The 21138-nt window shown below is 59.7% G+C and carries 25 protein-coding genes; 11 read left to right on the top strand and 14 right to left on the bottom strand.

Annotated features, from left to right (window positions below):
- Positions 1 to 39 precede the first annotated feature (39 nt).
- Positions 40 to 915 (bottom strand): SDR family NAD(P)-dependent oxidoreductase, encoded by an 876-nt coding sequence (locus tag LIX15_RS04935; protein ID WP_227776392.1) that lies wholly within the window; start codon positions 913 to 915, stop codon positions 40 to 42.
- Between the two features lie 111 nt (positions 916 to 1026).
- Between LIX15_RS04935 and LIX15_RS04940 the strand changes: the two genes are divergently transcribed.
- Positions 1027 to 1752: a helix-turn-helix domain-containing protein gene (locus tag LIX15_RS04940; RefSeq protein ID WP_227776393.1), complete on the top strand. Its 726-nt coding sequence runs from the start codon at positions 1027 to 1029 to the stop codon at positions 1750 to 1752.
- 26 nt (positions 1753 to 1778) lie between these two features.
- Here LIX15_RS04940 and LIX15_RS04945 read toward each other — a convergent pair whose 3' ends face one another.
- The 4 genes from LIX15_RS04945 to LIX15_RS04960 all read right to left on the bottom strand — a co-directional run bounded on the left by LIX15_RS04945 (position 1779) and on the right by LIX15_RS04960 (position 4938).
- The gene (locus LIX15_RS04945; protein ID WP_227776394.1) at positions 1779 to 2282 is read right to left on the bottom strand and encodes a hypothetical protein; all 504 of its coding nucleotides are present in this window, start codon (positions 2280 to 2282) and stop codon (positions 1779 to 1781) included.
- 15 nt (positions 2283 to 2297) lie between these two features.
- Entirely contained in the window at positions 2298 to 3869 is a 1572-nt protein-coding gene (locus LIX15_RS04950; protein WP_227776395.1) for a sodium/proline symporter, read from the bottom strand.
- Positions 3866 to 4450: a hypothetical protein gene (locus LIX15_RS04955; RefSeq protein WP_227776396.1), complete on the bottom strand. Its 585-nt coding sequence runs from the start codon at positions 4448 to 4450 to the stop codon at positions 3866 to 3868. The genes LIX15_RS04950 and LIX15_RS04955 overlap by 4 nt, the downstream gene beginning before the upstream one ends.
- Positions 4451 to 4611: 161 nt before the next feature.
- Positions 4612 to 4938 carry a nuclear transport factor 2 family protein gene (locus LIX15_RS04960; RefSeq protein ID WP_227776397.1) on the bottom strand — a complete coding sequence of 109 codons (327 nt, stop codon included), beginning with the start codon at positions 4936 to 4938 and terminating at the stop codon, positions 4612 to 4614.
- Between the two features lie 293 nt (positions 4939 to 5231).
- Between LIX15_RS04960 and LIX15_RS04965 the strand changes: the two genes are divergently transcribed.
- Complete coding sequence (locus LIX15_RS04965) at positions 5232 to 5750, top strand: DUF367 family protein (protein WP_227776398.1); 519 nt, start codon at positions 5232 to 5234, stop codon at positions 5748 to 5750.
- A 71-nt stretch (positions 5751 to 5821) separates the two neighbouring features.
- The gene (locus tag LIX15_RS04970; RefSeq protein WP_227776399.1) at positions 5822 to 5971 is read left to right on the top strand and encodes a 50S ribosomal protein L40e; all 150 of its coding nucleotides are present in this window, start codon (positions 5822 to 5824) and stop codon (positions 5969 to 5971) included.
- Between the two features lie 36 nt (positions 5972 to 6007).
- Here the strand turns inward: LIX15_RS04970 and LIX15_RS04975 are convergent, their stop codons facing one another.
- The 4 genes from LIX15_RS04975 to LIX15_RS04990 all read right to left on the bottom strand — a co-directional run bounded on the left by LIX15_RS04975 (position 6008) and on the right by LIX15_RS04990 (position 8055).
- Entirely contained in the window at positions 6008 to 6553 is a 546-nt protein-coding gene (locus LIX15_RS04975; protein ID WP_227776400.1) for a GNAT family N-acetyltransferase, read from the bottom strand.
- 77 nt (positions 6554 to 6630) lie between these two features.
- The gene (locus LIX15_RS04980; RefSeq protein ID WP_227776401.1) at positions 6631 to 7218 is read right to left on the bottom strand and encodes a uracil-DNA glycosylase; all 588 of its coding nucleotides are present in this window, start codon (positions 7216 to 7218) and stop codon (positions 6631 to 6633) included.
- Between the two features lie 59 nt (positions 7219 to 7277).
- Positions 7278 to 7871, bottom strand: coding sequence for an endonuclease dU (locus tag LIX15_RS04985; RefSeq protein ID WP_227776402.1), 594 nt, complete (start codon positions 7869 to 7871; stop codon positions 7278 to 7280).
- 1 nt (position 7872) lies between these two features.
- Positions 7873 to 8055, bottom strand: coding sequence for a DUF5786 family protein (locus tag LIX15_RS04990; RefSeq protein ID WP_049969499.1), 183 nt, complete (start codon positions 8053 to 8055; stop codon positions 7873 to 7875).
- A gap of 81 nt (positions 8056 to 8136) precedes the next feature.
- Here LIX15_RS04990 and LIX15_RS04995 point away from each other — a divergent pair, with 81 nt between their 5' ends.
- Positions 8137 to 8745 (top strand): MBL fold metallo-hydrolase, encoded by a 609-nt coding sequence (locus LIX15_RS04995; protein ID WP_227776403.1) that lies wholly within the window; start codon positions 8137 to 8139, stop codon positions 8743 to 8745.
- A gap of 190 nt (positions 8746 to 8935) precedes the next feature.
- Here the strand turns inward: LIX15_RS04995 and LIX15_RS05000 are convergent, their stop codons facing one another.
- The 3 genes from LIX15_RS05000 to LIX15_RS05010 all read right to left on the bottom strand — a co-directional run bounded on the left by LIX15_RS05000 (position 8936) and on the right by LIX15_RS05010 (position 12952).
- Positions 8936 to 9379 carry a universal stress protein gene (locus LIX15_RS05000; RefSeq protein WP_227776404.1) on the bottom strand — a complete coding sequence of 148 codons (444 nt, stop codon included), beginning with the start codon at positions 9377 to 9379 and terminating at the stop codon, positions 8936 to 8938.
- A 101-nt stretch (positions 9380 to 9480) separates the two neighbouring features.
- Positions 9481 to 10755: an inorganic phosphate transporter gene (locus LIX15_RS05005; protein ID WP_227776405.1), complete on the bottom strand. Its 1275-nt coding sequence runs from the start codon at positions 10753 to 10755 to the stop codon at positions 9481 to 9483.
- A 58-nt stretch (positions 10756 to 10813) separates the two neighbouring features.
- Positions 10814 to 12952 (bottom strand): outer membrane protein assembly factor BamB family protein, encoded by a 2139-nt coding sequence (locus LIX15_RS05010; RefSeq protein WP_227776406.1) that lies wholly within the window; start codon positions 12950 to 12952, stop codon positions 10814 to 10816.
- A 222-nt stretch (positions 12953 to 13174) separates the two neighbouring features.
- On the opposite strand from LIX15_RS05010, the gene hisH reads away from it, so the two are divergent.
- Positions 13175 to 13834, top strand: a complete 660-nt coding sequence (gene hisH, locus LIX15_RS05015) for an imidazole glycerol phosphate synthase subunit HisH (protein WP_227776407.1) — start codon at positions 13175 to 13177, stop codon at positions 13832 to 13834.
- A 30-nt stretch (positions 13835 to 13864) separates the two neighbouring features.
- Here hisH and LIX15_RS05020 read toward each other — a convergent pair whose 3' ends face one another.
- Complete coding sequence (locus LIX15_RS05020; RefSeq protein ID WP_390184378.1) at positions 13865 to 14215, bottom strand: hypothetical protein; 351 nt, start codon at positions 14213 to 14215, stop codon at positions 13865 to 13867.
- Positions 14216 to 14760: 545 nt separating this feature from the next.
- Here LIX15_RS05020 and LIX15_RS05025 point away from each other — a divergent pair.
- The 3 genes from LIX15_RS05025 to LIX15_RS05035 are packed head-to-tail and all read left to right on the top strand — an operon-like array spanning position 14761 to position 17948.
- The gene (locus tag LIX15_RS05025) at positions 14761 to 15867 is read left to right on the top strand and encodes a tRNA (guanine(26)-N(2))-dimethyltransferase (protein ID WP_227776968.1); all 1107 of its coding nucleotides are present in this window, start codon (positions 14761 to 14763) and stop codon (positions 15865 to 15867) included.
- A gap of 36 nt (positions 15868 to 15903) precedes the next feature.
- Positions 15904 to 17130, top strand: a complete 1227-nt coding sequence (locus tag LIX15_RS05030; RefSeq protein ID WP_227776409.1) for a YihY/virulence factor BrkB family protein — start codon at positions 15904 to 15906, stop codon at positions 17128 to 17130.
- Between the two features lie 2 nt (positions 17131 to 17132).
- Complete coding sequence (locus LIX15_RS05035) at positions 17133 to 17948, top strand: phosphatase PAP2 family protein (protein WP_227776410.1); 816 nt, start codon at positions 17133 to 17135, stop codon at positions 17946 to 17948.
- Positions 17949 to 18017: 69 nt separating this feature from the next.
- On the opposite strand, the gene glnA is transcribed toward LIX15_RS05035, so the two are convergent.
- Positions 18018 to 19388 carry a type I glutamate--ammonia ligase gene (gene glnA / locus LIX15_RS05040; RefSeq protein WP_227776411.1) on the bottom strand — a complete coding sequence of 457 codons (1371 nt, stop codon included), beginning with the start codon at positions 19386 to 19388 and terminating at the stop codon, positions 18018 to 18020.
- Between the two features lie 124 nt (positions 19389 to 19512).
- On the opposite strand from glnA, the gene lrp reads away from it, so the two are divergent.
- The 3 genes from lrp to LIX15_RS05055 all read left to right on the top strand — a co-directional run bounded on the left by lrp (position 19513) and on the right by LIX15_RS05055 (position 21107).
- Entirely contained in the window at positions 19513 to 19971 is a 459-nt protein-coding gene (gene lrp, locus LIX15_RS05045) for an HTH-type transcriptional regulator Lrp (protein ID WP_227776412.1), read from the top strand.
- Positions 19972 to 20032: 61 nt separating this feature from the next.
- Positions 20033 to 20677 carry a helix-turn-helix domain-containing protein gene (locus tag LIX15_RS05050; RefSeq protein WP_227776413.1) on the top strand — a complete coding sequence of 215 codons (645 nt, stop codon included), beginning with the start codon at positions 20033 to 20035 and terminating at the stop codon, positions 20675 to 20677.
- A gap of 109 nt (positions 20678 to 20786) precedes the next feature.
- The gene (locus LIX15_RS05055; RefSeq protein ID WP_227776414.1) at positions 20787 to 21107 is read left to right on the top strand and encodes a DUF7344 domain-containing protein; all 321 of its coding nucleotides are present in this window, start codon (positions 20787 to 20789) and stop codon (positions 21105 to 21107) included.
- Positions 21108 to 21138: the final 31 nt, after the last annotated feature.

The following is a 21138-nucleotide window of genomic DNA, read 5'->3' on the forward strand; positions in this document are numbered from 1 at the left end:
ACGGTCGTAAATCGAGCCTGGTCAAACCGTTTTTCTCGGTTACTCGTAGGTCAGCGTCATCCCGCCGTCGAACAGCAAGTCGCCGCCGTTCAGGTGTTTCGCGTGTTTCGAGAAGCCGAACACGAACAGGTTGGCGACATCGACGGGTTCCATCATCTCCGTGCTCCGCGCTTGGCCGAGCATCACGTCTTCGACCACCTCATCGACCGAAATTCCACGCTGGTCGGCCGTATCCGGAATCTGGTTCGTGACGAGCGGCGTCTTCACGTAGCCCGTGCTGACCGAAAACGACCGAAGCGAGCCGTTTCCTTCTGCGGCAATCGACTGCGTGAGTCCGCGCAGGCCGAACTTCGAGACGTTGTAGGCGACCTTGTCCGCGGTGACGTAATGCCCGTGAACCGAGCACATGTTACCGACACAGCCCACGCCGTCGTCCGTCGCGCGAATGTGGGACAGACAGAGCTTCGAGAGGTAGAGCGGCGCTCTGAGCATGATGTCGTGTATCGCATCGTACGTTTCCATCGGGAACTCCTCGATGGAGTCGATGTGTTGCATCCCGGCGATGTTGGCGAGGTACCGAACCGTTCCGTGGTTGGCGGCGGAGTCAACGATTCTGTCGAGGTCGTCGTCCTCGGTGAGGTCGGCGGTGACGCCCTCAAACTCGCCGCCGAGGTCGAGTGCCGCGATTTTATCCTCGGTTTCGTCCAATCCAGATTCGTCGATGTCGGTTCCGACGACGGTGAGGCCGTTCGTCGCCAGTGCGATGGCGGTCGAACGCCCGATTCCCGACCCCGCACCCGTCACGATACAGACGTTGTCCGCGGTGAAATGGTCGTCATCGACGGTGAGAATATCGTCAATCGTCGTCTCCGGCGGAGAAATCCGGTCGTCAGCCTCGCGCTGTGAACCAGTCATTCGTGGCCTATCTGAGACGGCCAGTGGGGGAAAAATAGCGGGTTGATATGTAAATTCAACTCGGATAGCAATTTTCGCCATCTATTTCCGTCATGAACGATGACATGGGATATGATTTCGGTAACAATGGACATGGTTCAGTACGACTGTCCATACATCGACGTGACGGACGAGGTTGAGGTCTCGTTTCACACGATGCACTGGGATTTCAACACGGCCAAACAGAAGTTGGAAACCAGAATCCTCGTTACCGGAGACGACAGGGGCGCGCTAACGAACGGCCTGAGCGCGCTCAAAAACCACGACGGAATGTTGGGGTTCGAACTCCTTTCGCGCCGAGGTAACACGGCGGTCATCAAATCGTTCATCGGCCAGACGAACGCGATGCGAACCATCCGAGAACACGACGGCTACATCACAGGGCCGTTTCAAATCAGCGACGGGAGCGAACTCTGGAGCGTCGGCTTCGACACCGCGGACAACACCGACAACGCCCTCGCCGATTTGGAGGACGGCAACGATTTCCGCGTCGAAAGCCGCAACGCAACGTCGTTCGAGGACTACCTCGACGTAATCCAGCACCTCGGCGCGGCGAAAAACGTCCTCGATGGCTGTCGAGAGTTGTCCGAGCGAGAGCGCCAAACGCTGAAAAAGGCGGTTGACGGGGGGTACTTTCAGACGCCACGAAACGCGACCCTCGGCACGCTAGCAGAAGAGTTCGACGTGTCGAAGACGGCGGCCTCGAAGAATCTTCGACGCGCCGAGGAAAAGGTGCTCGAACGAATCGTCTCTTCGTTTCCCGATGTGGAAGAGAAGAACGTACTGACCCAGAAGTAGTCGAAAACAGGATTCGAAAACCGAAATCAGAACAGTCCGCTCTGTGTCTCGGCCTCGACATCGACGTGGGAAAGCGCGGATTCGTTTTGCAGTGTTTCCACATCGTCCACCTGTGAGTCCGCGGATTTCGTCGCGTGGAGTTCGAACGAATCGGATTCGGTACCGCCGTTTTCACGCCAGTTTACGGTCAGTGTCGCACGGCGAAACAGGGAGCCTTCTCGAAGCCGAATCGACTCGACTGAGGCGAGCGGAACGGCGAAGTTCCGCTCGCTGAACGTCAACGCGCGTTGTGGTGTGGCGCCTTCTATCTCGCGGCGGCCGCGTTCACCCGTGTCCGCTCGCAAGAGCATGGATTTGAAGGATTCGCCGACGAAACACCAAACCAGTCGCTCGTCGGTGACGAGCAGTTCCCAGTACTCCATCGACGTGGGGCGCTGGCGGAACCAACCCGAAAGATGGGCGAGCAGGCGTTCGTTGGGTTCGGTGTTCATTTCCGGTTTTCCCTCCAGTTGTGTTTCGAGTGTGGTCATTTTTCTTTGTTCACGCTATCGTTCGAGCAGTATACCGATGTCTTCCGGAATGGTCGTCCGTTCCTGCGTCGCTATCGAGACGCCGATGAACAGGGCAATCGTGACCAAGAGCGCAACCGTTCCGACCGGGAACGTCTCGGGGAACGGGTACAGGTTCATAATGGCGGTGCCGACGCCCGACAGTCCGATGGTATCCACAATCGACGGCACCGCACTGTAGAACAGGTTAACCGCCAACCCGCCCACGAGCGCGGCAATTGCACCCTCCTTCGTCGCGCCCTTCCAGTTCAACCCGAGGGCCGCGATGGCGAAGAACGCCGCCGCGAAGAATCCCCAGCCGATGGTGCCGAGAATGCCGACCAGTGCCTCCGAGAAGTAGACGATGAGCGTCGAGGCAATCGTCAGACCGGCGAGCGCTGCCTGCGTCACTCGAAGCTCGGTTTTGTCGTCGTCGATGGGTCGACCGAGCGCCCGCGGAATGTCGCGGGAAACCGCCGCCGCGCCGATGTTCAGGAACGAGTCACTGGTGCTCATGATAGCCGCGAGCAGTGCCGCGAGAATGAGTCCGGCGACGACGCCGGGCGTGTACTCGAGGACGAAAATCGGCCCGACGACGGACGCGCTTCTCGGCGCAGCAGTCTGCCCCGCTTCGACCATCGCGCGCATCGACAGACCGGTCGAGAACGCCAGTAGGCTGGAAATCGCGTAGGTCACCGCGGCGATTGGCGCACCCCAGCGGAGGATTTTGAGGTTGCGGCTCATGTAGAACTTCGTGATGAGGTGTGGCTGTCCCGCCGCCCCGACCGAGAAGAGAATCCACCAGCCGAGTCCCGCGAAGATGGTTGCGCCTGCCGCGCCCATTGCACCGAACGGCGAGATGAACGCCGGGTCGGCGCTTGCGAGGTTTTGCGAAATCGACTGCATTCCGCCGCCAAACGAGAGCGCGTAGGAAAAGACGAACACCGACCCGACAATCATCGTGATTGCCTGCACGAAGTCGGTCCAGACGCCCGCAATCATGCCGCCGAGGACGCTGTACAGGAGCAAAATGAGCGCGCCGATAACCAGTCCCCACAGCACCGGCAGGCCGAAAATCGCCCGCATGACGTACTGAAGGGCGGCGAGGTTCGTCGCCAGATACGCCATCACGCCGACGATGACCGCGACCGCGGTCAGTCCGCGAACCCACGCGCTCTCGTATCGGACGTACATCCCGTCCGCGAGCGTCATTACGTCGCGGATGTCGGCCAGCAGTCGCATTCGCTTCGCCAGCAGAACCCACGTCACGACGAATCCGAGCGGGGCCGTGAAGAAAATCCACAGTGCGGTCGTCCCAAATTCGTAGACGAGTTCGGGCCCGCCGACGAATCCGAATCCGGATTGGATGACCGAAAACGCCGTCAGCGCGAGCACCCACGTCCCGATGCTCTTTCCGGTGATGAGGAAGTCCTCGGTGCTCTCCGTTTGGAGGTAGCCCCAAACGCCGATGCCGAGCACCATCAGCAGATACACCCCGCCGAAAAGCAGAACGTAGGGGCTGTCCGTAACCGGAATTTCCTGCAGTGGAACCAGTGGTATCGAAGTCATCGCTGGTCACCTCCGGCCGCCTGCGACGATTCGTCGCCGGTTGGTTCGGACTCCCCGGAACTGCTTGCGCCGTCGGCATTTTCGGAACGTCCGGTACTGCCGGACGTTCCTGTACCGTCGGAAGCTCCCAAACCGCCGTCTGCTTCGGTTCGGGTCGCGGAAAGCGGAAACCGTTTTCGTCGTTGCACCTGCCGCACGTCGGTCATGATGTCATCGACCACGTCGTCGCTCCCGATTTTCGGGAAGGCAAAGGCGTAGTAAAATGCGCCGAGAATCGGCAACAACCAGAGAAACCCGAAATACGCCAGCGTCGGAATCGGAAGGCCGAGGACATAGGTGTACTCGGTGACGCTTGGATTCCACTGCAACCAGATAATCGTGAACCCGATTGTGAACACCGCCCCTAATCCGAGTAGGAGGGGTGAGTACGGGGCGAAATCGAGTTCCCCCTCGTTTCGCTCGATGGAAGCGACGCCGAAGTTTGCGACGATGAACAGTGCCGCGATATAGGAAAACGCACGATACATCCCGGTTGCCGCGGCGACCAACAACGCGACGGCCAGCACGGCTATCGTGCCCATGACTCTGTTCCGCGCGCCGCGTGTCTGTGTTCGTGAAGACGCCATCTTGTATGGACCAAGGTAGCAAATGGCGAAAATTAGCGGGTTGATATGTAAACAATTGCCGTGAACTGGGATTTTGCAGTCCGGTCGCCGCCGTCTTTCCGCGAAAGAGCCGACGATTACCGAGTTCGAGTTCGAATTTTCGCAATTCGACCGTCTGAAACCGAAAATTCGTCTTCGAACTTGAACAGTTGCTCGCCGTCGGAATCGAGCAGGCGACCCTCGGCGACGGTCGTCGCTCCGTTCTCCGAAACGTCTGAAATTTCGTGCGTCGTCCGTTTGTTCGGGCGGTCGTCGCGCATGAACGTCACGAGCGTTTCCCGGCCCTCGATAGTCCTATCCGGGCGCTCGTGAACCACGTCCGGCGCGAGCAGTCCCTCGAACGTTTCGTAGTCGTGCGCGTCGATAGCGTCGTAGTATCCACGAACGACCACCTCGGTGTTCATACGCGGGAGAACGCAGACGGGCCTCTTTAGCGTCCCGGCACCGGACGGCGAATCGAAGATACAAAGGAGAGATATAGAGTAGTATTGAGCGTTCGATTGCGGGCAATAGCTGTCATATAAACGGCTATACGAGTACCGTCGAAACCCCCGTCCGCCGGGAAAACCCGGCCGATCAGTACTCCAAGCGGTTCTGTTTCCATACCGTCCCGGCAATTCACCGGGACGCGCATCTTCACGCTCTCCCGCCGTTTCTATCGCGCTGCTTTTCAGCGACCCGCGCCAACCGTTCGCCAGTGAAGCTCCACGTCCGGTACGAGGGTGACGACGACCCGAAAAAATGCACGGCCCGGAAACTCGCGCGGTTCGACCTCGCGGAACTGCACCGTTCGACGCGGGCGACGCCCTACGGAGTCGTACTCAATCCGCACGCGGAGCAAGCGCTTTCGCCCGCGGACAAGGACGAAAGCCAAAAACTCGTCGCACTCGACTGTTCGTGGGAGAGCGCCGGAAAAGCGCTGTTCGAGATGCCCGGCGTCCACCGGGCACTCCCGTTTCTCGTCGCGGCGAATCCGGTCAACTACGGCAGGCCGTTTCAGTTGAACACCGTGGAGGCGTTCGCGGCGGGACTGTGCATCCTCGGAGAGCGAGCACACGCCGAAGAAATCCTCTCGAAATTCAACTGGGGAAAGACCTTTCTCGACTTGAACGAAGAACCGCTTCGTCGGTACGCGGACTGTGACGACTCGAGCGAGGTGGTTGCGGTGCAACAGGAGTATCTGGACGCGGGCGAGTCGAACAGTTCCGGCGAGTGACGAGGGCCGCCACCAGCCGCTTTCACGGCAACTCAAAAACGTTTAAACGCGCGCAGGAGAAAACGCTCCGTATGGCCAGTTTCGACGCCGCGGAAAAACGAACGCTCGAAAAGATGATCTGCATGCGCTGTAACGCCCGCAACCCGCAGCGAGCCCAGCAGTGCCGAAAATGCGGCTACAACAAACTCCGACCGAAGAGCAAAGAGTCGCGGAGCGCATAAGCCGATTGCTTTTTTTAGCGCGCATCGACCGCGGAGCTACGCCTCTGCGTCCCGGTCGAACCACTCGTCTTCGAGAATCGCGTAGAACTCGACATCGACGTAGTCACCGTCCAAGAACTCCGCTTCGACGTGCGTACCCTCGTGGCGAAATCCCAATTTCTCCCAGATGCGCGCCGACCCGACGTTCCCCGAGAAGACGCGGGCCATCACGCGGTGGTGACGGCGTTCACGGAAGGCGTAGTCGATGATGAGCCGACTGGCTTCGGTGCCGTACCCCTCGCCCCAGAACTTCTCGGCGAGGAAGATGCCGATTTCGCCGTTGACGCCGGTCGAATCGACGGGGTGGAGGCCGACTGTTCCCATCGGTTCTCCGTCCCGACAGATGAGGAGATGGGTGTGTTCGTCGTCGGATGCGCGCTCCTCGAACCACTCTTGCTCTTGGTGACCGTTTATCGGTGACCGACTGCCGAGATACTGGCGAACCGCGCGGTCGTTGACGGTCGCTTGGAGGAATTCCAAATCCTCCTCTTCGATCGTTCTGAGGTCGATTCGGTCGCCGGGCAGAAAGACGGGGCCGGGCATGAGTGAAGTGACGAAGACTGACAGGAAAAGCGTTCATGAGCAATGATAGCAAAACCCAGCGGTGGCGGAACCGAGGTTCAAAATTCGCCGAGACTCGACTGTCCGCCACTCGACTCCGCCATGTTGGCGGCTTTTCCGATTGCGCTCTCGAACGTCGATTCCTGGCTGCGGTCGTACAGCGTCGCTGCGGGGTGGACGCAAATCAGCACGTCGCGTATTTTTCCGCCGAGTTCGGTGTTTACAGTGGTTCCTGCTTCGCTCGTCACGGCCACGTTTCGGTCGAGGAGGTGTTCGCTCGGAACCTTTCCGAGCGTGACGATAACGTCCGGATTCACCAGTTCGATTTCACGGTTTAGATACTCTCGACAGTTGCTCAGTTCCGTTTTCGTCGGGTCGCGGTTTTCGGGCGGGCGACAGCGAACGCAGTTGGTGATTCGAACGTCCGCGCGCGAAAGCCCCTCGTCGCGTAGTTTGTCGTCCAGCACCGACCCGCTCCTGCCGACGAACGGTTCGCCCTGTTCGTCCTCGTTCGCCCCCGGCCCCTCTCCGACGAACAGGAGGTCTGCGTCCTCCGACCCGGTTCCGTTGACGATTTGCTGCCGACAATCCACGAGCGACGGACATCGCTCGCATTCGGTGACTTCCAGTCCCTCCATCGTACCCATGTGCGGGCAAACGAGCGGAACGTATTAATTCTCCGTGACTTGCTGCCTGCGGCCTTCCACTATCCGTCCCGGGTTTGGTTCGCGGTTCGCCACTCGTCTCCCGCGCGGGCCGCCAGTCGTGCCACTCGGAGCGGTTCCGGGCGACCGCCTTCCGGCGTGAACGCCCGAACCACGTCGCGGGCCTCGTCCTCGGCAATTCCGACGTTCCGGACGAAGACGGTCTGGTCGTTGACCGCGAGTTCGTGCCGGGCCGGTTGTCGACGGTAGATTTCTCGACGCCGTTCGAGCTCCTCGCCGGAAAATTCGCTTTCGAGGGCAGCTCCGAGTCCGTCGCTTTCCTCGAAGGTAACCGAAACAACCGGGCGGTCGAGCGCGTCGCTGATGCGGTGCATATCCACGATGTTGTACCACGAAAGCGCGATCCCGGAGATGAAAACGTAGCGCACATCCTCACGGTCGAGACGCTTACCGAGGTCGATAATCGCGTCGCTCACGTCCGTTCCGCCGACCGTACAGGTTCCAAAAACGAAGCCATCGGCGACTCTGCTCGCGCGCGTTACCACGCCAGCGAGCGTGCTGGTCGTTTCGTCCTCGCCGCTCGCGGTTGCGTGGTACGACTCCGCGACGCCAAGCGACCTGACGCCGGGTTTCACGCTACTCGTCGCCGTCTTTGATGTCCGAGAGTCGATTCAGCAGTTCGTCGTTCGACGCGCCGATTTCGAAACTGACGCTCCCCTCGTGGTCGTGTTCGGACGTGTTGACGCCGCTGTCGTCGTCCAAATCGGCGCTGTACTCTCGATTTTCTTGTTCGGATTCGTCGTAGCTCCCAAAGCCCATGCATTCATCATTAGGGACTTCTCTCACTAAAGTGGCTCGCCGCCCATCAGAATTTTGGCAGATGGCGGAAAACACCTCGATATGCAAGTCATAAACGTCACCGCCGACGCCGAAGCATTCACCTGCAATGCGTATCTCGTCCTCGGCGACAGTTCCGTCCTCATCGATGCTGGCGCGATGGACGGCGTCGAAGACGTGATTCGTGAACACGCGGATTCCCTCGACGCCGTCGTCCTCACCCACCAACACGGCGACCACGTCGAACAGCTCGATTCCGTGTTGGATTCCCTCGACGCCGAAGTCCTCGCATACGACGACCATCCTCGGAGAAACCGCGCCATCGAAGACGGAGACATCGTCACGATCGGCGACGAGGAGTTCGAAGCCATCCACACGCCCGGTCACGCGGACGACCATCTTGCCTTCGTTAGCGATTCGACCATCTTCAGCAGCGACGTCGTCGTTCACGACGACGGAGCCTTCAACTACGGTAGTTTCGGGCGCACCGACATGCCCGGCCAATCACGCGAAGAGCTCATCCAGAGCCTCCGGGAACTCCTCGGCCGAATGCCCGATTCCGTCGAACACATGTACGCCGGGCACGGCGGCGAGTTCCACGGCGACGTGCGAGATGTCATCGAAACGGCGCTGGAGCGAGCCGAAAAGCGCGAACCGAAGTATCCCGAGTAGCGACTGCGGGTTTTCACGGAGTTCCCGAATTGCTGTTCGACTACCCGTCGAGTGAACTGTCGCGACCGCAACTGTCGGCAACGAGCAACGCCCATGACTCACTCGTGCCACTCGCAGACGCGAAGCGTCTGCTCGATTTGCTCGTCAACAGTGGTCACTGTGATGTAGCCGCAAACCCGCCATAACGCGCTCATCGAACGACGGTCACGGTCATCGGCGCGCGGCGTGTCACTTTCTCCGCGACGGAACCGAGGATGACGTTCGAGCGGTCTTCTTTTCCGTGCGTTCCCACCATGATGTGGTCTACGTCGTGTTCGGTGGCGTATCTAATTATCTGTCGCGCGGGTTGCCCCAGTTTGACGACGCTCTCGAACGGCACGTCGCCCACCTTGTCGCGCAGTTCCTCGTGCAGTTCCTTCGCGTTGTCCCACTCCTTTTGATACCACTCCTGCGAATACGCGGGCATCCCGGCCTTTCCGAGCGGCGATTTGTACCCTGGCGACAGCGGGTCGATGTCGAACGGGTTGACCACCGTGAGAACCGTGATTTCGACCTCGGGTATCGTCAGCGCGTAGTCCAGCGCCACCTTCGATGCCGGTGAGCCATCTATCGGAACGAGAACGTGCTCGCCCATGCACAAAAACACGACTGTAACGGAGTAAAGCGATTCTCTCTGGTTGCAACACGAATTGCGGTGAATAATGAGTCGGGATTTGTGACGATTCGACCCGCAGTTCATCCGGTTCCCAAAACGAACTCGAACAGGACGTACGACCCGATGGCCGAAATAGTGGGCGAGAGAACCCAGAGGACGACGATTCGACTCGTCGCCGCGGGGTCGAACAGACTCTCCGCCGACAGTTCCTCGATGCTCTCTTCACCTATCGACGGGACTTCGGGCGTCTCGCCGCCGTCGCGCGACGTCGGTGGCGACGGGACTTCTCCCTCGGCGACGTCACCAATCGTTGGACCGGGCGGCACCTCGGCTTCGCTCGTTTCGGCGATGAGCGCGCCAGCCGAAAGGTCAACGTCGGGCGCAGGTTCCGGTTGTATGGCCGATTCCGCCACATCTGAGAGTGCTACGGCGCGACTGGCGCGGCCCCACCCGAGTCCGATGATGCACGAGGTCGTGCTGACCGCGAGACTGGCCGGAATACCAAATCGGGAGAGAATCGTGATGATAGTCGCGCCGATTATCGAGACGATGAGCGCCGCCAGAATCGGCAGGTCGGTGATACCTTCGCCAACCGTGTCGAGCGTTCGTCGGGCGATGGTCAATCCGCCGAGGCCGATGGAACCGATTGCGAGCAAAATCCCCTGTTCGACGGTAATCGACCCGTCGCCGACGAGCGGGGCGACTGCGTTGGCCGCGTTCGATGCGCCCGCGCTGAACCCCATGTAGCAGGCGATGACGAGCACCGAAATCGCCCCAGCTGCGTCGCGTTTTCCCACGCTCGCGCTGAGGGTCGGTCGCGGAATCGAATGCTCGCGGTCGAGTCGAAACAGTCCCCCCTCGATTCTGGAGAAGGAAAACCGGGTGTCCAGATGCGGATAGACGTAGCGACCGATGAGAAATCCGACCCAAAACGCCGCCAACGGGGCGACAATCCACGCGGAGACGATGGTAAACATGAGCGACTCGTTTAACGTGTCCGTCGCCAGTCCGAGACCGACGATTGCTCCGACTGCGGTCATGGATGTCGATGCCGGTACTCCGTACAGATTCGATATAAGGAGCGCGAACCCCGCGAAAAACAGCACGACGACGCTCGTTTCGAGCGTAAACTGTCCCGCCGGAACGATGCCGTCGCTCATGGTTTCGATGACGTTTCTACCGACCGTCCAGCCACCCCAGAGCGCGAAGGCGGTAAACAGCGCTCCGGCACCGACCTTTCCGATGATTCGACTTCCGACCGCGGGGCCGAACGCGACGCCCGTCGATGACCCGCCGATATTGTAACCGACGAAGATTGCGACCAACAGTCCGACTACCAATAGCGCAGTGACCACACTGATTCCCCCCTGACCGTATGACGGCGTGGAGGTATTTCGTTCTTTCTCGTCCGACTCAAGCGCGGAACACTGCCCAGCGGAGCATGTCGTCGAACTTCACGACCGATTGGTAGCGGTCGTCCGGGTCGGATGCCATCGCCGTCGAGAGCACGTCGTCCAGTTCCGGCGAGTACGCGGGGTGTCCGTACAACGAGCGAGAATCGGTCGTGGTCCAGGATTTTTCGCTCGGGGCGTCGGCGGTGACGGCGAACCGGGCAATCGCGCCGAGTCGGTACACGTCGGTTCGTTCGTCCGCCGCCTCGCCCGCGACCTGTTCCGGTGCGGCGTAGGGCGAGGAATCGCGATGTTCCCCGAGGACTGCGGCGAGTTCCCAATCGCTTACGCCGCCCCGACCGTCGCCATCGAGCAGAATCGTTTCAGGCGTCAATCCGCCGTGAACCAACCCGTCACAATGCGCCCTGTGGACGGTCATGTTCGCGTCCGAAAGTGCCTTGATTCGCTCTTCTGGAGGTCGCTCGCCGTCGGCGAGCGACCCGCCCTCGTAGTAGGGGAGTTCGGCCCAGTCGTCGCCGAAATCGAGGACGGGTACGATGCCCTTTCGGTCGCTCAAGTCGGCCCACCGTTCGACTGCCGATTGGAACTCCCCGGCGAAGGTCGGGTCTGTCAGGCGTTTTTCGGCGACGACGCGCGGGCCGTCGTCGCTTCGTTTTCTGACCCGGAACGTTTCCGTGAACTCGTCGCCGGCGAGGCGTTCGAGGCGGCCGTACTCCAGTTCGGGTTCGAGTTCCGGTTCCGCCTCGGATTCCGGTTCGGCGTTCATCCGACGATACGCCGCAAAAACGCCAGTTCCGAGGAGGACGCTCGACAGGGCGATACCAGACCCAGAGGAGAGAAAGTCCGCCGTCTCCTCGACGAGCATCGCGGGAATCGACTGGGGCAGGTCGAAACCGTGCAGTTCACCTCTCGTTCCGAGGAGGACGGTTTCTTCCGAGACGGCTATCGTCGTCATCTCCTCGTCCGGTTGGAACGACCATTCGACGGCACCGTCCTCGATTGAAAGCGCGCGTAGTTTCCCCCCGTAGGAGACGTAGAGGATGCCATCGACGATGTCCCCCCACGACACTCGGTATTTGTCTTTGTCGGGTAATTCAAACGTCCACCGCTCGGAACCGTCGAAATTCACTGCGATGATTGTCCGGTTGACTATCGAGAACACCGCTCCGTCGGCCACGACGACGGAGCGTCTTCGTTCCCGTCTATTCGTTTCGTCGTACTCCCAGCGTATCGACCCGTTGGTGACGGAAACCGCGAGCAGGGAGTCCCCCCAGAGGTACACCGTGTCTTCGTGAAGCACCGGTTCCGAATAGTTCGAGTTGTCGAGCGAGGCAGACCACTCCGTAGAGCCGTCTTCGCGGTCGAGAAAGACCGCCGTGGAACCGATTTGACAGAGGATACCCTTTTCGGTGGCAGACTGCAATCGGAGCGGGCTCTCCCTCGCACCGCTGGTATCTACCTCCTCGACATCGGTTCCAGTTCGATGCCATCGTTCTTTCCCGTCGTCGTCCGAAAGTGCGTACACTCCGTTTCTCGTAGTAACATAAACCGTATTACCGACGCGAGAAAGCAGATAGACATCCCCGATTTCGGTATTGGATTGCCAGACCTCCGACCCGGAATCGATGTCGGACGCGTTGACACCAGAATCTCCGCCGACGTAGATGTTTCCACTTCCGGACAACAGTTGTCGGGGATACCGTTCGACTGATTTTCGCCACCGTTCCTCGCCACTTTTGGGGTCGAATGCGCAAAGTTCATAGTTTGGTTGCGTCTCGCCATCGTGGATTGCGGCGACCACGAAAACGGTGCCATCCTTAACGATTAAATTGGCGATCGACCGAAACGTTTCCGTCCACAACTTCGTTCCATCCGCTTGGTCGATTGCATGGATACTGATTCTGGAGGGATTGTCCCCGTCCGGCTCAGAAACGCCGATGACGTATGCCACTCCGTCCGCCGTTTCGAACGGATGGTAGGTGTCGGTATCCGACTCCGAAAACGTCCAGTCCGGTTCCCGCTGGTTTTCGTCCGACGTGCCGGTGGTCGTCTGCGCGCGCCCGACCGCCGTTGCCATACCGACCGTTCCGGACGCGGCGAGAAATCCGCGTCTGGAGAGCGAGGAGGGCGAGGGATTCATACGAATAGTTAACGAGTCGAGTTATATATAGTTGAAGATGTGTATAAAATGGAACGTCGAAGCAGACGAACGTTTCGGCTACCGCCACCGGAACGAGCCGTTATCACCGCGGAGGTACGACCGTGTCCGCTGGCTTGTCACTCGACGGAGACGACACTAATCAAACACGCAGGATTGGGGAGAACACAAAGCCGTTTGTACACCGAGTCACTAGTATCCGGTATGGAACAGGGAGAACGCATGCGGGAACGAACCGCCTCCGTCGTCGTCGTGGATTACGGACTCGGCAACCTCCGGAGCGCCGTCAGCGGCCTCGAGCGCGCGGGAGCGGAGGTCGAAATATCCGACGACCCGGCGACTTTCGAGGACACAGACGGAATCGTCCTGCCGGGCGTCGGAGCGTTCCGCGAGGGAGTCGAAAACGCCGGACCGTATCGCGACGCGCTGGTCGAGGCCGCGGAAAACGGAACGCCGGTGTTCGGCATCTGCCTGGGCATGCAGATGTTGTTGACGACGAGCGAGGAAGCGGAACGCGCCGGAGAGGGGGAGGTTACCGGACTGGACTTCGTTCCCGGAACGAACGTCCGATTCGGCGAGGGGCAGAAAGTTCCGCACATGGGCTGGAACGAACTGTCGGTGGAGCGCGACCACCCGATTGCAGAGGGTATCGACGGAGAGTACGCCTACTTCGTCCACTCCTACTACGCCGTACCAGAGGATGAGAGCGCGATTGTAGCGGAAACCGACTACGGCACGCGATTCCCCAGCATCGTCGCCAGCGAATCCGGAACTATCTTCGGAACGCAGTTCCACCCCGAAAAGAGCGGCGAGACGGGGCTTCGAATCCTGAAGAACTTCGTGGATATTTGCGCGAAAAGCTAATCAAACTATTTCGGGTCGAAAAGCCGCCTGTTACAGAAACTCGCGGACGTCGGAATACCACATGTCGTGATGGTCCATCGCGTCGATTCGCCGGGCGATTTCCGCCGCGAGGACGTGCCAACACAGTTCCGTCGGGTCGTCGGATTTTAAGTTGTATTCGCTGTCCCGGCAGGTACAGCCACCCTCCACGATGTACTCGTCCTCGAATCCGACGACGACCACGAAATCGCGGTACTCTTTCACCCGCATCTCCGAAACCGCCTCGATTGCCTGCATTCCCCGGTCGTCGTGAACTTTGAGGATTCGGTTGACGATTTCCGGCGTCAGCGATTTCACGTCGTCGAGGTCGGCTTGCCACTGTTGGACGGGGTTCACGGACACCCCTCCGTGGCCAAATTCGGACGACGAAACGAATGGGACACCGGACGCACGGGTGGCGGGTTCGGACGGGCGAAATAAACCCATTCCGATAGCGGGTAGATGGTCGGATTTGGGGGAGGATTTTGAACAGTGATTTTGGTGGGGTGACGAGCGCAGACGTCACGACTGTAGGTCACGCCCTCGCTCTCGCAGTCACTCGTGGCAGAGCCACTCGTTCCTTTCTCGCTCGACCGTTGCCACCCGGTCGCAGGAGGCCGGGCGTGCGCGCACGCCCGGCCAACCCAAATCCGACCACCCGTTTTCCTCGGTAATTCGTCTCTCGACACGCTGTGGATCGCGAACCAGTCATTTGAGGGCCGAGTGCGCTGCACTCGGCCTCTGCTGTCCTTGATGGACGCGGGCGAACGAGAAACGAGCGACTGCAAGGAGCGAGTGACGAGTGAGGGCGATTCGTAGTCGTGATTTGCAAACGACACTACTCCATCAAAATCCTCGTCGCAGACGAACTCGCTGGGCTTTTCGCCCCGGAACGCAGAACTGGAACCATGAACGTCCGCGAAGGAGGAGTCGAGGTGGTCGTCCCGGAACAGGACGGCGACAGCATCACCGACGACGTGTTCTTCAACCCGGTACAGGAGTTAAACCGCGACCTGACCGTCGCCGTCCTGCGAACCTACCGCGACCGAGAACCGCGAGCCGAGAGCTATCTCGACGCGATGGCGGCCTCGGGCATCCGAGGGGTTCGCGCCGCCGAAAACGGGTGGAACGTGACCTGCGCCGACATCGACCCCGACGCCGTCGATCTCTGCCGAGAAAATTTCGAGCGAAACGACCTGCCGGGCGACGTCGTCCACCGAAACGCCAACGCGCTCATGCACGAGTCGGTGTTCGACATCGTAGACATCGATCCATTTGGAACCCCGATTCCCTTCGCGGACGCCGCCTTCGCCAACACCCGCGACCTCGTCTGCGTGACGGCGACGGACACGGCACCGCTCTGTGGCGCGCACTTCCACAGCGGCGTCAGAAAGTACAGCGCGGTTCCGCGGAACACGGACTACCACGCCGAGGTCGGCGTTCGAATCCTCCTCTCCGCGCTCGCCCGAACCGCCGCGCGGTACGATACGGGCGTCACGCCGATTTTGACCCACGCGACGAGCCACTACGTTCGAACCTATCTCGAACTCGACCACCGCGCGACAGACGCGAACGATGCCGTGGACGAACTCGGCCACATCTATCACTGCGAGGACTGTCTCCATCGCGAGTACGAGCACGGCTTGATTGCGAATCCGCCCGAAACCTGCCCGGCCTGTGGAGGTAACTGCGTTCTCACCGCTGGCCCGGTTTGGCTCGGAGCGACTCACGACGCGGAGTTCGTCGCCGAGGTGCGCGACAACGTCACGGAGGACATGGGACGCGCGAAACGCGCGAACAAACTCCTCGACTCGCTCTCCGGCGAACTCCACGAGCCGACCCACTACGACCAGCATCGACTCTGCAAGGAGTGGACGCGCTCCGCTTCCGGCATGGACGAGTTTTTGGAACGGCTTCGTGACGCGGGCCACGAAGCGTCCCGCGCTCACTACGGCGGAACGACGTTCAAGACGCCCGCGAGCGTCGAGGAAATTCGAATCGCGACCGAAACGTAGCGAAATTATTTGTGCGTTTTCGTGGAAGTAGTAGGTGTGAACGTTCGAGTGACCACGCGCGAAATCGCCGACGAGGTGCGTGAACAGGAAATTACGTTCCTCGCGGCGGGTATCGCGTTCTACGCATTCGTCTCGATACTCCCGGCCCTCCTCCTCGGTCTGGCCCTCGTCTCCATCGTCGGCGGCGAAAGCATCGCCACCGAAGTCGTCACGACCGCCCAGCGATTTCTCTCGCCCGCCGCGGAGGCGGTCATTTACGAGGCGTTTACGACCCGGTCGGGACGCGGTAGTGCGACGATTGTCGGCATCCTCGTCCTTGTCTGGAGTACACTTCGGGTGTTCCGCGGCCTCGACAAGGCGTTTTCGCGAGTGTACGATTCGAACCACGAGGAGTCGTTCGTCGAGACGCTGGTCGATGCGTCCATCGTCGTGGTCGTCATCGCGCTGGCGCTCCTCGGATTGGGACTCGGACGCATCGTCTTCTCCGCGTTTTCGTGGGTTCCGTTCGCAAAAACGGTCTCCTCTATCGTCGTCCTCTTGGCTCTTGTCCCGGTGTTACTCCCGCTCTATTACTTCTTTCCGGATGCGGACGTGACGGTACGACAAGCCCTTCCAGGGACGATACTGGCGACGGTCGGTTGGGTCGTCCTGCAAGCACTGTTTCAAGCGTACGCCGAATCCGCGGCGCAGTTCGCCGCCTACGGCGTCCTCGGCGGCGCGCTTTTGTTGGTTTCGTGGCTCTACCTGGGTGCAATCGTCCTCCTGCTCGGCGCAGTGGTGAACGCGGTTCTCGCCGGAGGGACTTTCAGGAAAACTAAAGACGCGGGAGCAACCAACAGCAAACAGCAGGTAGACTCAGGAGAGTACATGACCGACGATACAGAGCAGTCCGCCCCGGACATCCTCAAGCTGCACGGCGACGTAGAGCGTCTCCAATCGGAGTTCGAGGAATTCGAGCAAGACGTCGACGAGCGAACGGTTCAGAAACCCGAACTGGAGTCGGAGCTAAAGCGATACGTCCGCAGACGAATGCGGCGCGGACACGCCCGCGGGTGGGGTCCCTACCTCGTTCTCCTGTACGGGACAGTGATGACTCTCGGCGCGTTCCGATGGCTCGAGAGCGGCTGGGCCATCGCCGCCATGCTCGTTATCTGGCTCTCGACCCTCGGACTGTACACGCTGATGGTTCTCGTCGGATTCGGCGTCAGCGCGGTCGGCGTGCCGGGACGTGTCGGCGGACGAATCCGCGACTGGCGTTCGTAATCATGGCTCGTGGATGGGGCGTCATCGAACTAGTTCGTGGGATTTTGCCGGGGTGGGCACCGGAGCTGTTCGTGTTCGTCACACAACTCGGAGACGTGTGGTTCCTCTTCGTCGTCGGCGCGCTCTGTTACTGGTTCAATGACGACCGTGAGCGCTTCGCGTTCGTCCTCGCGGTAACGTTGGGCGCGCTCGCGTTGACGCTCGCGCTGAAGGAGTTCTTTGCACTGGCGCGACCGAGCGAAGCGCTCCGATTCGTCGATTCGACCGGCTACGGCTTTCCGAGCGGCCACGCCATCGGTTCCACCGTGTTTTGGGGCACCCTCGCGCTGGCGGTAGACCGTTGGAACCGCGGGATACGAATCGCCGGAGCGGCCGCAATCGTGACGCTGGTGATTCTGTCGCGAATCGTCCTCGGCGTGCATTACGCGATCGACGTTGTCGTCGGCGTGGCCGTCGGTCTCGCGTATATCGCGTTCGTCGTCAAGGGCCTCCGTTGGCGGCCGACTCCGGCGTTCGGATTCGCGGTTGTCATCGCGCTGGCTGCCGTACTGCTGGCGCTGCAACCGCCAACGACAGAATACGGCTTGTTCGACTCCGTTGCCGCACTCGGCGGCGCGGTTGGTGCCTTACTGTTCTGGCGAGAGGTAGGCCCCCCTGATGGGTCGGTAACCCCCATCGCAGGCGTCGCCGGACTACTCGCACTCGGCGTCCTCTCCTACGTCGGACTCGAGCTCTCGATTCCGCTCGCCGGAGTGTTCGCGGTTAATGCGATCGTTCAAGCGGGCGTCGTCGCCTATCCGCGAATCGTAGGGCGATAAAAGGGTCAAAGAGCCGCTCTCGCTACCTCGTCGCATCAGCAGTAAAACAAACGGTTGTCGTTGCTAGCGTTAGAATTTCTCCAAGTAGCGCTCTTTCTCCCAGCCGCTGACGTAGGTTTTGTAGTCATTGTACTCGGCGGTTTTGACCGTGGTGAATTTATCGACGACGTGGTCGCCGAGCGCTTCCGTGATGACCTCGTCCGATTGGAGCGCATCGACTGCTTCCGAAAGGCTGCCGGGGAGCATGGTGATGCCGTAATCGTCAAGCTTCTCGTCGTCGAACTCGTAGATATCCTCACGAACGGGTTCGCCGGGGTCTGCGCCGTTCTCGATACCTTCCAGTCCGGCACTGATGACGGCGGCGAGTGCGAGGTACGGATTACACGACGGGTCGGGACTGCGGATTTCGAATCGTGAACTCGCGCCCGCGGCGTCCGGAACGCGGATGAGGGCAGAACGGTTTACACCGCTCCACGCGACGTAGACGGGTGCCTCGTAGCCGGGGACGAGACGTTTGTAGGAGTTGACAGTCGGATTGGTGATTGCCGTAAACGCTTCTGCGTGGTTGAGGATACCACCCATGAAATTATACGCAGTCTCGGAGAGGTTGAACTCGTCGTCAGCGTCGGCGAAGGCGTTGCCGTCCTCGTCGAAGAGGCTCATGTGACAGTGCATGCCCGACCCGTTAATCGCCGAGATGGGTTTCGGCATGAACGTGGCGTGGATGTCGTTCTGTTCGGCGACGGCGCGAACCACGGCGCGGAAGGTGGCGATGTTGTCCGCGGCGGAAAGCGCGTCGTCGTATTTAAAGTTGATTTCGTGCTGACCATCAGCGACTTCGTGGTGGCTGGCTTCGATTTCGAAGCCCATCTGTTCCAGCGTGAAGATGACTTCGCGGCGCACGTCGCTCGCCATATCTTTCGGCGCGAGGTCGAAGTAGCCGCCGGAGTCGTGCGGGATGGTGGTTGCTTTTCCATCCTCGTCCTTTTCGAAGAGGAAGAACTCGGGTTCGGGGCCGATGCTGACGGAGTACCCCATCTGGTCGGCTCTGTCGAGAACACGTTTGAGAACCTGTCGAGGGCCGCCTGAGAACGGCGTTCCGTCGGTATTCACCACGTCGCAGATGAGGCGCGCGCTCGCGGTTTCGCCGTTCGAACGCCACGGGAGAACCTCGAACGTGGACGGGTCGGGTTCGAGGCGCATGTCGCTCTCCTGGATGCGAGCGAATCCCTCGATAGAAGAGCCGTCGAACCAAATACCTTCATCGAAGGCCTTCTCGACTTGGTGGGCCGGGATGCTGACGTTCTTGACCGTCCCTGTAATGTCGGTGAACTGGAGGCGAACGAAATCCACGTTTTCGCGCTCGATTGCTTCCAAAACGTCCTGTTCTTCTTTCCCCAACCCTTCCTCTTCTTTCGCGGCAATATTTCCGTCTGTCATCTTTATCGACAGTCTACGCAAATACATCCATCATTAAAACTGTAACGGTTGGTCAATTGTGCAATTTTTGCCCAGAATTGGATATTCGTTAAATTCTAATGCTTGGAGTGGGATGGTTGGTGTAATGACGTATGAAAATCTGGATGCGAAGTTAGTAAACGAACTACTCGGCGACGGGAGAGCAAGTCTTCGAAGTCTCGCGGAGAAACTTGATGTTTCGGTAACAACTATTTCGAATCATCTAGCGGATTTAGAGGAGAGAGGTGTCATCCAAGGATACAGCCCGCGCGTGGATTACGACGCGCTCGGTTACGACGTGACCGCAGTCGTCCAGTTGAAGGTAGAAGGGAACGCCCTCCCGGAAGTGACCGACCGACTGCGAGACCACGACCAGATGATAAGCGTGTACGAAGTCACGGGGGACTACGACATTATCGCCATCGGAAAATTCACGGATACGGACGGAATGAACAAACAAATCAAAAAACTGCTCATCGACCCGGATATCAAAGAGAGCAACACGAGCGTCGTGTTGAACGCCGCGAGCGAACACGAGCAGTTCAAACTCGACATCGAGGAGTAATCACTCGCCAACTACTCGATTTACAGTAAACGCTTAGACCCCGGGACGAGTCGCCCAAGTTATGAGCGTTATCGCGGAGTTCACGCTTCACGCTCCGACCATCGCGCTGACACCGACGCTCGAAGCGGTTCCCGGGATGACCGTCGAACTCGACCAACAGATGGTAGCACAGGGATACACGCCGCTCGTCATCGTCTGGGCGAGCGGCGGCGATTTCGAGGCGTTCGACACCGCCCTTGAAACGGATACGACGATCGCCTCGCACGCGATTATCGAAGACCTCGATGGTCGGAAACTGTATCGGTTAGAACTCTCTCGGAAGGACCTTCAGGAGGTGTATCCCGCGTATCAAAACGTCGGGGCTGTCCCGATGTCCGGACACGGAAAAGCGGGCGTCTGGCGGCGGCGTATTCGATTTCCCAACCGCGACGCGTTGGTTGATTTTCAGCAGTTCTGCACCGAGAAAACCATCGATTTCTCGCTCAAACGACTCTACACCCCGGGCGACGACGAGACGGCGTTTCAGTTGACCGAACCCCAACTCGAAGCGCTCGTCGCCGCATACGAGGTCGGATACTTCAACGTCCCGCGCGACGCGACGCTCAAAGAGTTGAGTTCCGAGTTGGGAATCAGCAAACAGTCCGTCTCGGAACGACTGCGACGTGCGCAGTCCCGCTTCGTTTCGAACGCCATCCTCGGAAAGTGATATAAACAGCATGATTTGTAAGGCCAACGTTGAGATAGACTGACGTACATAAATCAACAAAGAAACAATCGAAAGTGCAGATTTCCAACCGAATCGCCCTCCATCCAAAATGCCCCTTCCAGACGACATCGACACGACCGCACCGTCAGTTGTATTCTCGACACTCGCCAGTCCGCGGCGGCGACTCGTCCTTCGAGAGCTGCTTAATGGAGAGCAGTCCGTAACGAGCCTCGCGCAGAAAATTGCATCCGAGGAGACGGACAGCGAACCGCGACGGATTTACGCCCAACTGCATCACAGCCACCTGCCGAAGCTCGAAGATTCCGGATTCGTAGCCGTCGGAGACGGCACCGTCAGACTCGTTTGCCGTCGGGAGACTATCGAACCGTATCTGATACTCGCGGAGCGATACGACTCGCGGGGCGACTAGTCCCTCAAAAAGCGTTGAGTAGCCGCGTTCG

The organism is Haladaptatus pallidirubidus (genome assembly GCF_020700235.1).
Lineage (GTDB): Archaea > Halobacteriota > Halobacteria > Halobacteriales > Haladaptataceae > Haladaptatus > Haladaptatus pallidirubidus.

Excerpts from the sequence above, each read along its gene's own strand:
- LIX15_RS05050 (WP_227776413.1), top strand. The coding sequence starts at position 20,033 with ATGAGCGTTATCGCGGAGTTCACGCTTCACGCTCCGACCATCGCGCTG.
- LIX15_RS04950 (WP_227776395.1), bottom strand. The coding sequence starts at position 3,869 with ATGACTTCGATACCACTGGTTCCACTGCAGGAAATTCCGGTTACGGAC.
- hisH (WP_227776407.1), top strand. The coding sequence starts at position 13,175 with ATGGAACAGGGAGAACGCATGCGGGAACGAACCGCCTCCGTCGTCGTC.
- LIX15_RS05025 (WP_227776968.1), top strand. The coding sequence starts at position 14,761 with ATGAACGTCCGCGAAGGAGGAGTCGAGGTGGTCGTCCCGGAACAGGAC.
- LIX15_RS05035 (WP_227776410.1), top strand. The coding sequence starts at position 17,133 with ATGGCTCGTGGATGGGGCGTCATCGAACTAGTTCGTGGGATTTTGCCG.
- LIX15_RS04995 (WP_227776403.1), top strand. The coding sequence starts at position 8,137 with ATGCAAGTCATAAACGTCACCGCCGACGCCGAAGCATTCACCTGCAAT.
- glnA (WP_227776411.1), bottom strand. The coding sequence starts at position 19,388 with ATGACAGACGGAAATATTGCCGCGAAAGAAGAGGAAGGGTTGGGGAAA.
- LIX15_RS04935 (WP_227776392.1), bottom strand. The coding sequence starts at position 915 with ATGACTGGTTCACAGCGCGAGGCTGACGACCGGATTTCTCCGCCGGAG.
- LIX15_RS05055 (WP_227776414.1), top strand. The coding sequence starts at position 20,787 with ATGCCCCTTCCAGACGACATCGACACGACCGCACCGTCAGTTGTATTC.
- LIX15_RS04955 (WP_227776396.1), bottom strand. The coding sequence starts at position 4,450 with ATGGGCACGATAGCCGTGCTGGCCGTCGCGTTGTTGGTCGCCGCGGCA.
- LIX15_RS04970 (WP_227776399.1), top strand. The coding sequence starts at position 5,822 with ATGGCCAGTTTCGACGCCGCGGAAAAACGAACGCTCGAAAAGATGATC.
- LIX15_RS04975 (WP_227776400.1), bottom strand. The coding sequence starts at position 6,553 with ATGCCCGGCCCCGTCTTTCTGCCCGGCGACCGAATCGACCTCAGAACG.
- LIX15_RS05010 (WP_227776406.1), bottom strand. The coding sequence starts at position 12,952 with ATGAATCCCTCGCCCTCCTCGCTCTCCAGACGCGGATTTCTCGCCGCG.
- LIX15_RS04945 (WP_227776394.1), bottom strand. The coding sequence starts at position 2,282 with ATGACCACACTCGAAACACAACTGGAGGGAAAACCGGAAATGAACACC.
- LIX15_RS04980 (WP_227776401.1), bottom strand. The coding sequence starts at position 7,218 with ATGGGTACGATGGAGGGACTGGAAGTCACCGAATGCGAGCGATGTCCG.
- LIX15_RS05000 (WP_227776404.1), bottom strand. The coding sequence starts at position 9,379 with ATGGGCGAGCACGTTCTCGTTCCGATAGATGGCTCACCGGCATCGAAG.
- LIX15_RS04940 (WP_227776393.1), top strand. The coding sequence starts at position 1,027 with ATGATTTCGGTAACAATGGACATGGTTCAGTACGACTGTCCATACATC.
- LIX15_RS04960 (WP_227776397.1), bottom strand. The coding sequence starts at position 4,938 with ATGAACACCGAGGTGGTCGTTCGTGGATACTACGACGCTATCGACGCG.
- LIX15_RS04990 (WP_049969499.1), bottom strand. The coding sequence starts at position 8,055 with ATGGGCTTTGGGAGCTACGACGAATCCGAACAAGAAAATCGAGAGTAC.
- lrp (WP_227776412.1), top strand. The coding sequence starts at position 19,513 with ATGACGTATGAAAATCTGGATGCGAAGTTAGTAAACGAACTACTCGGC.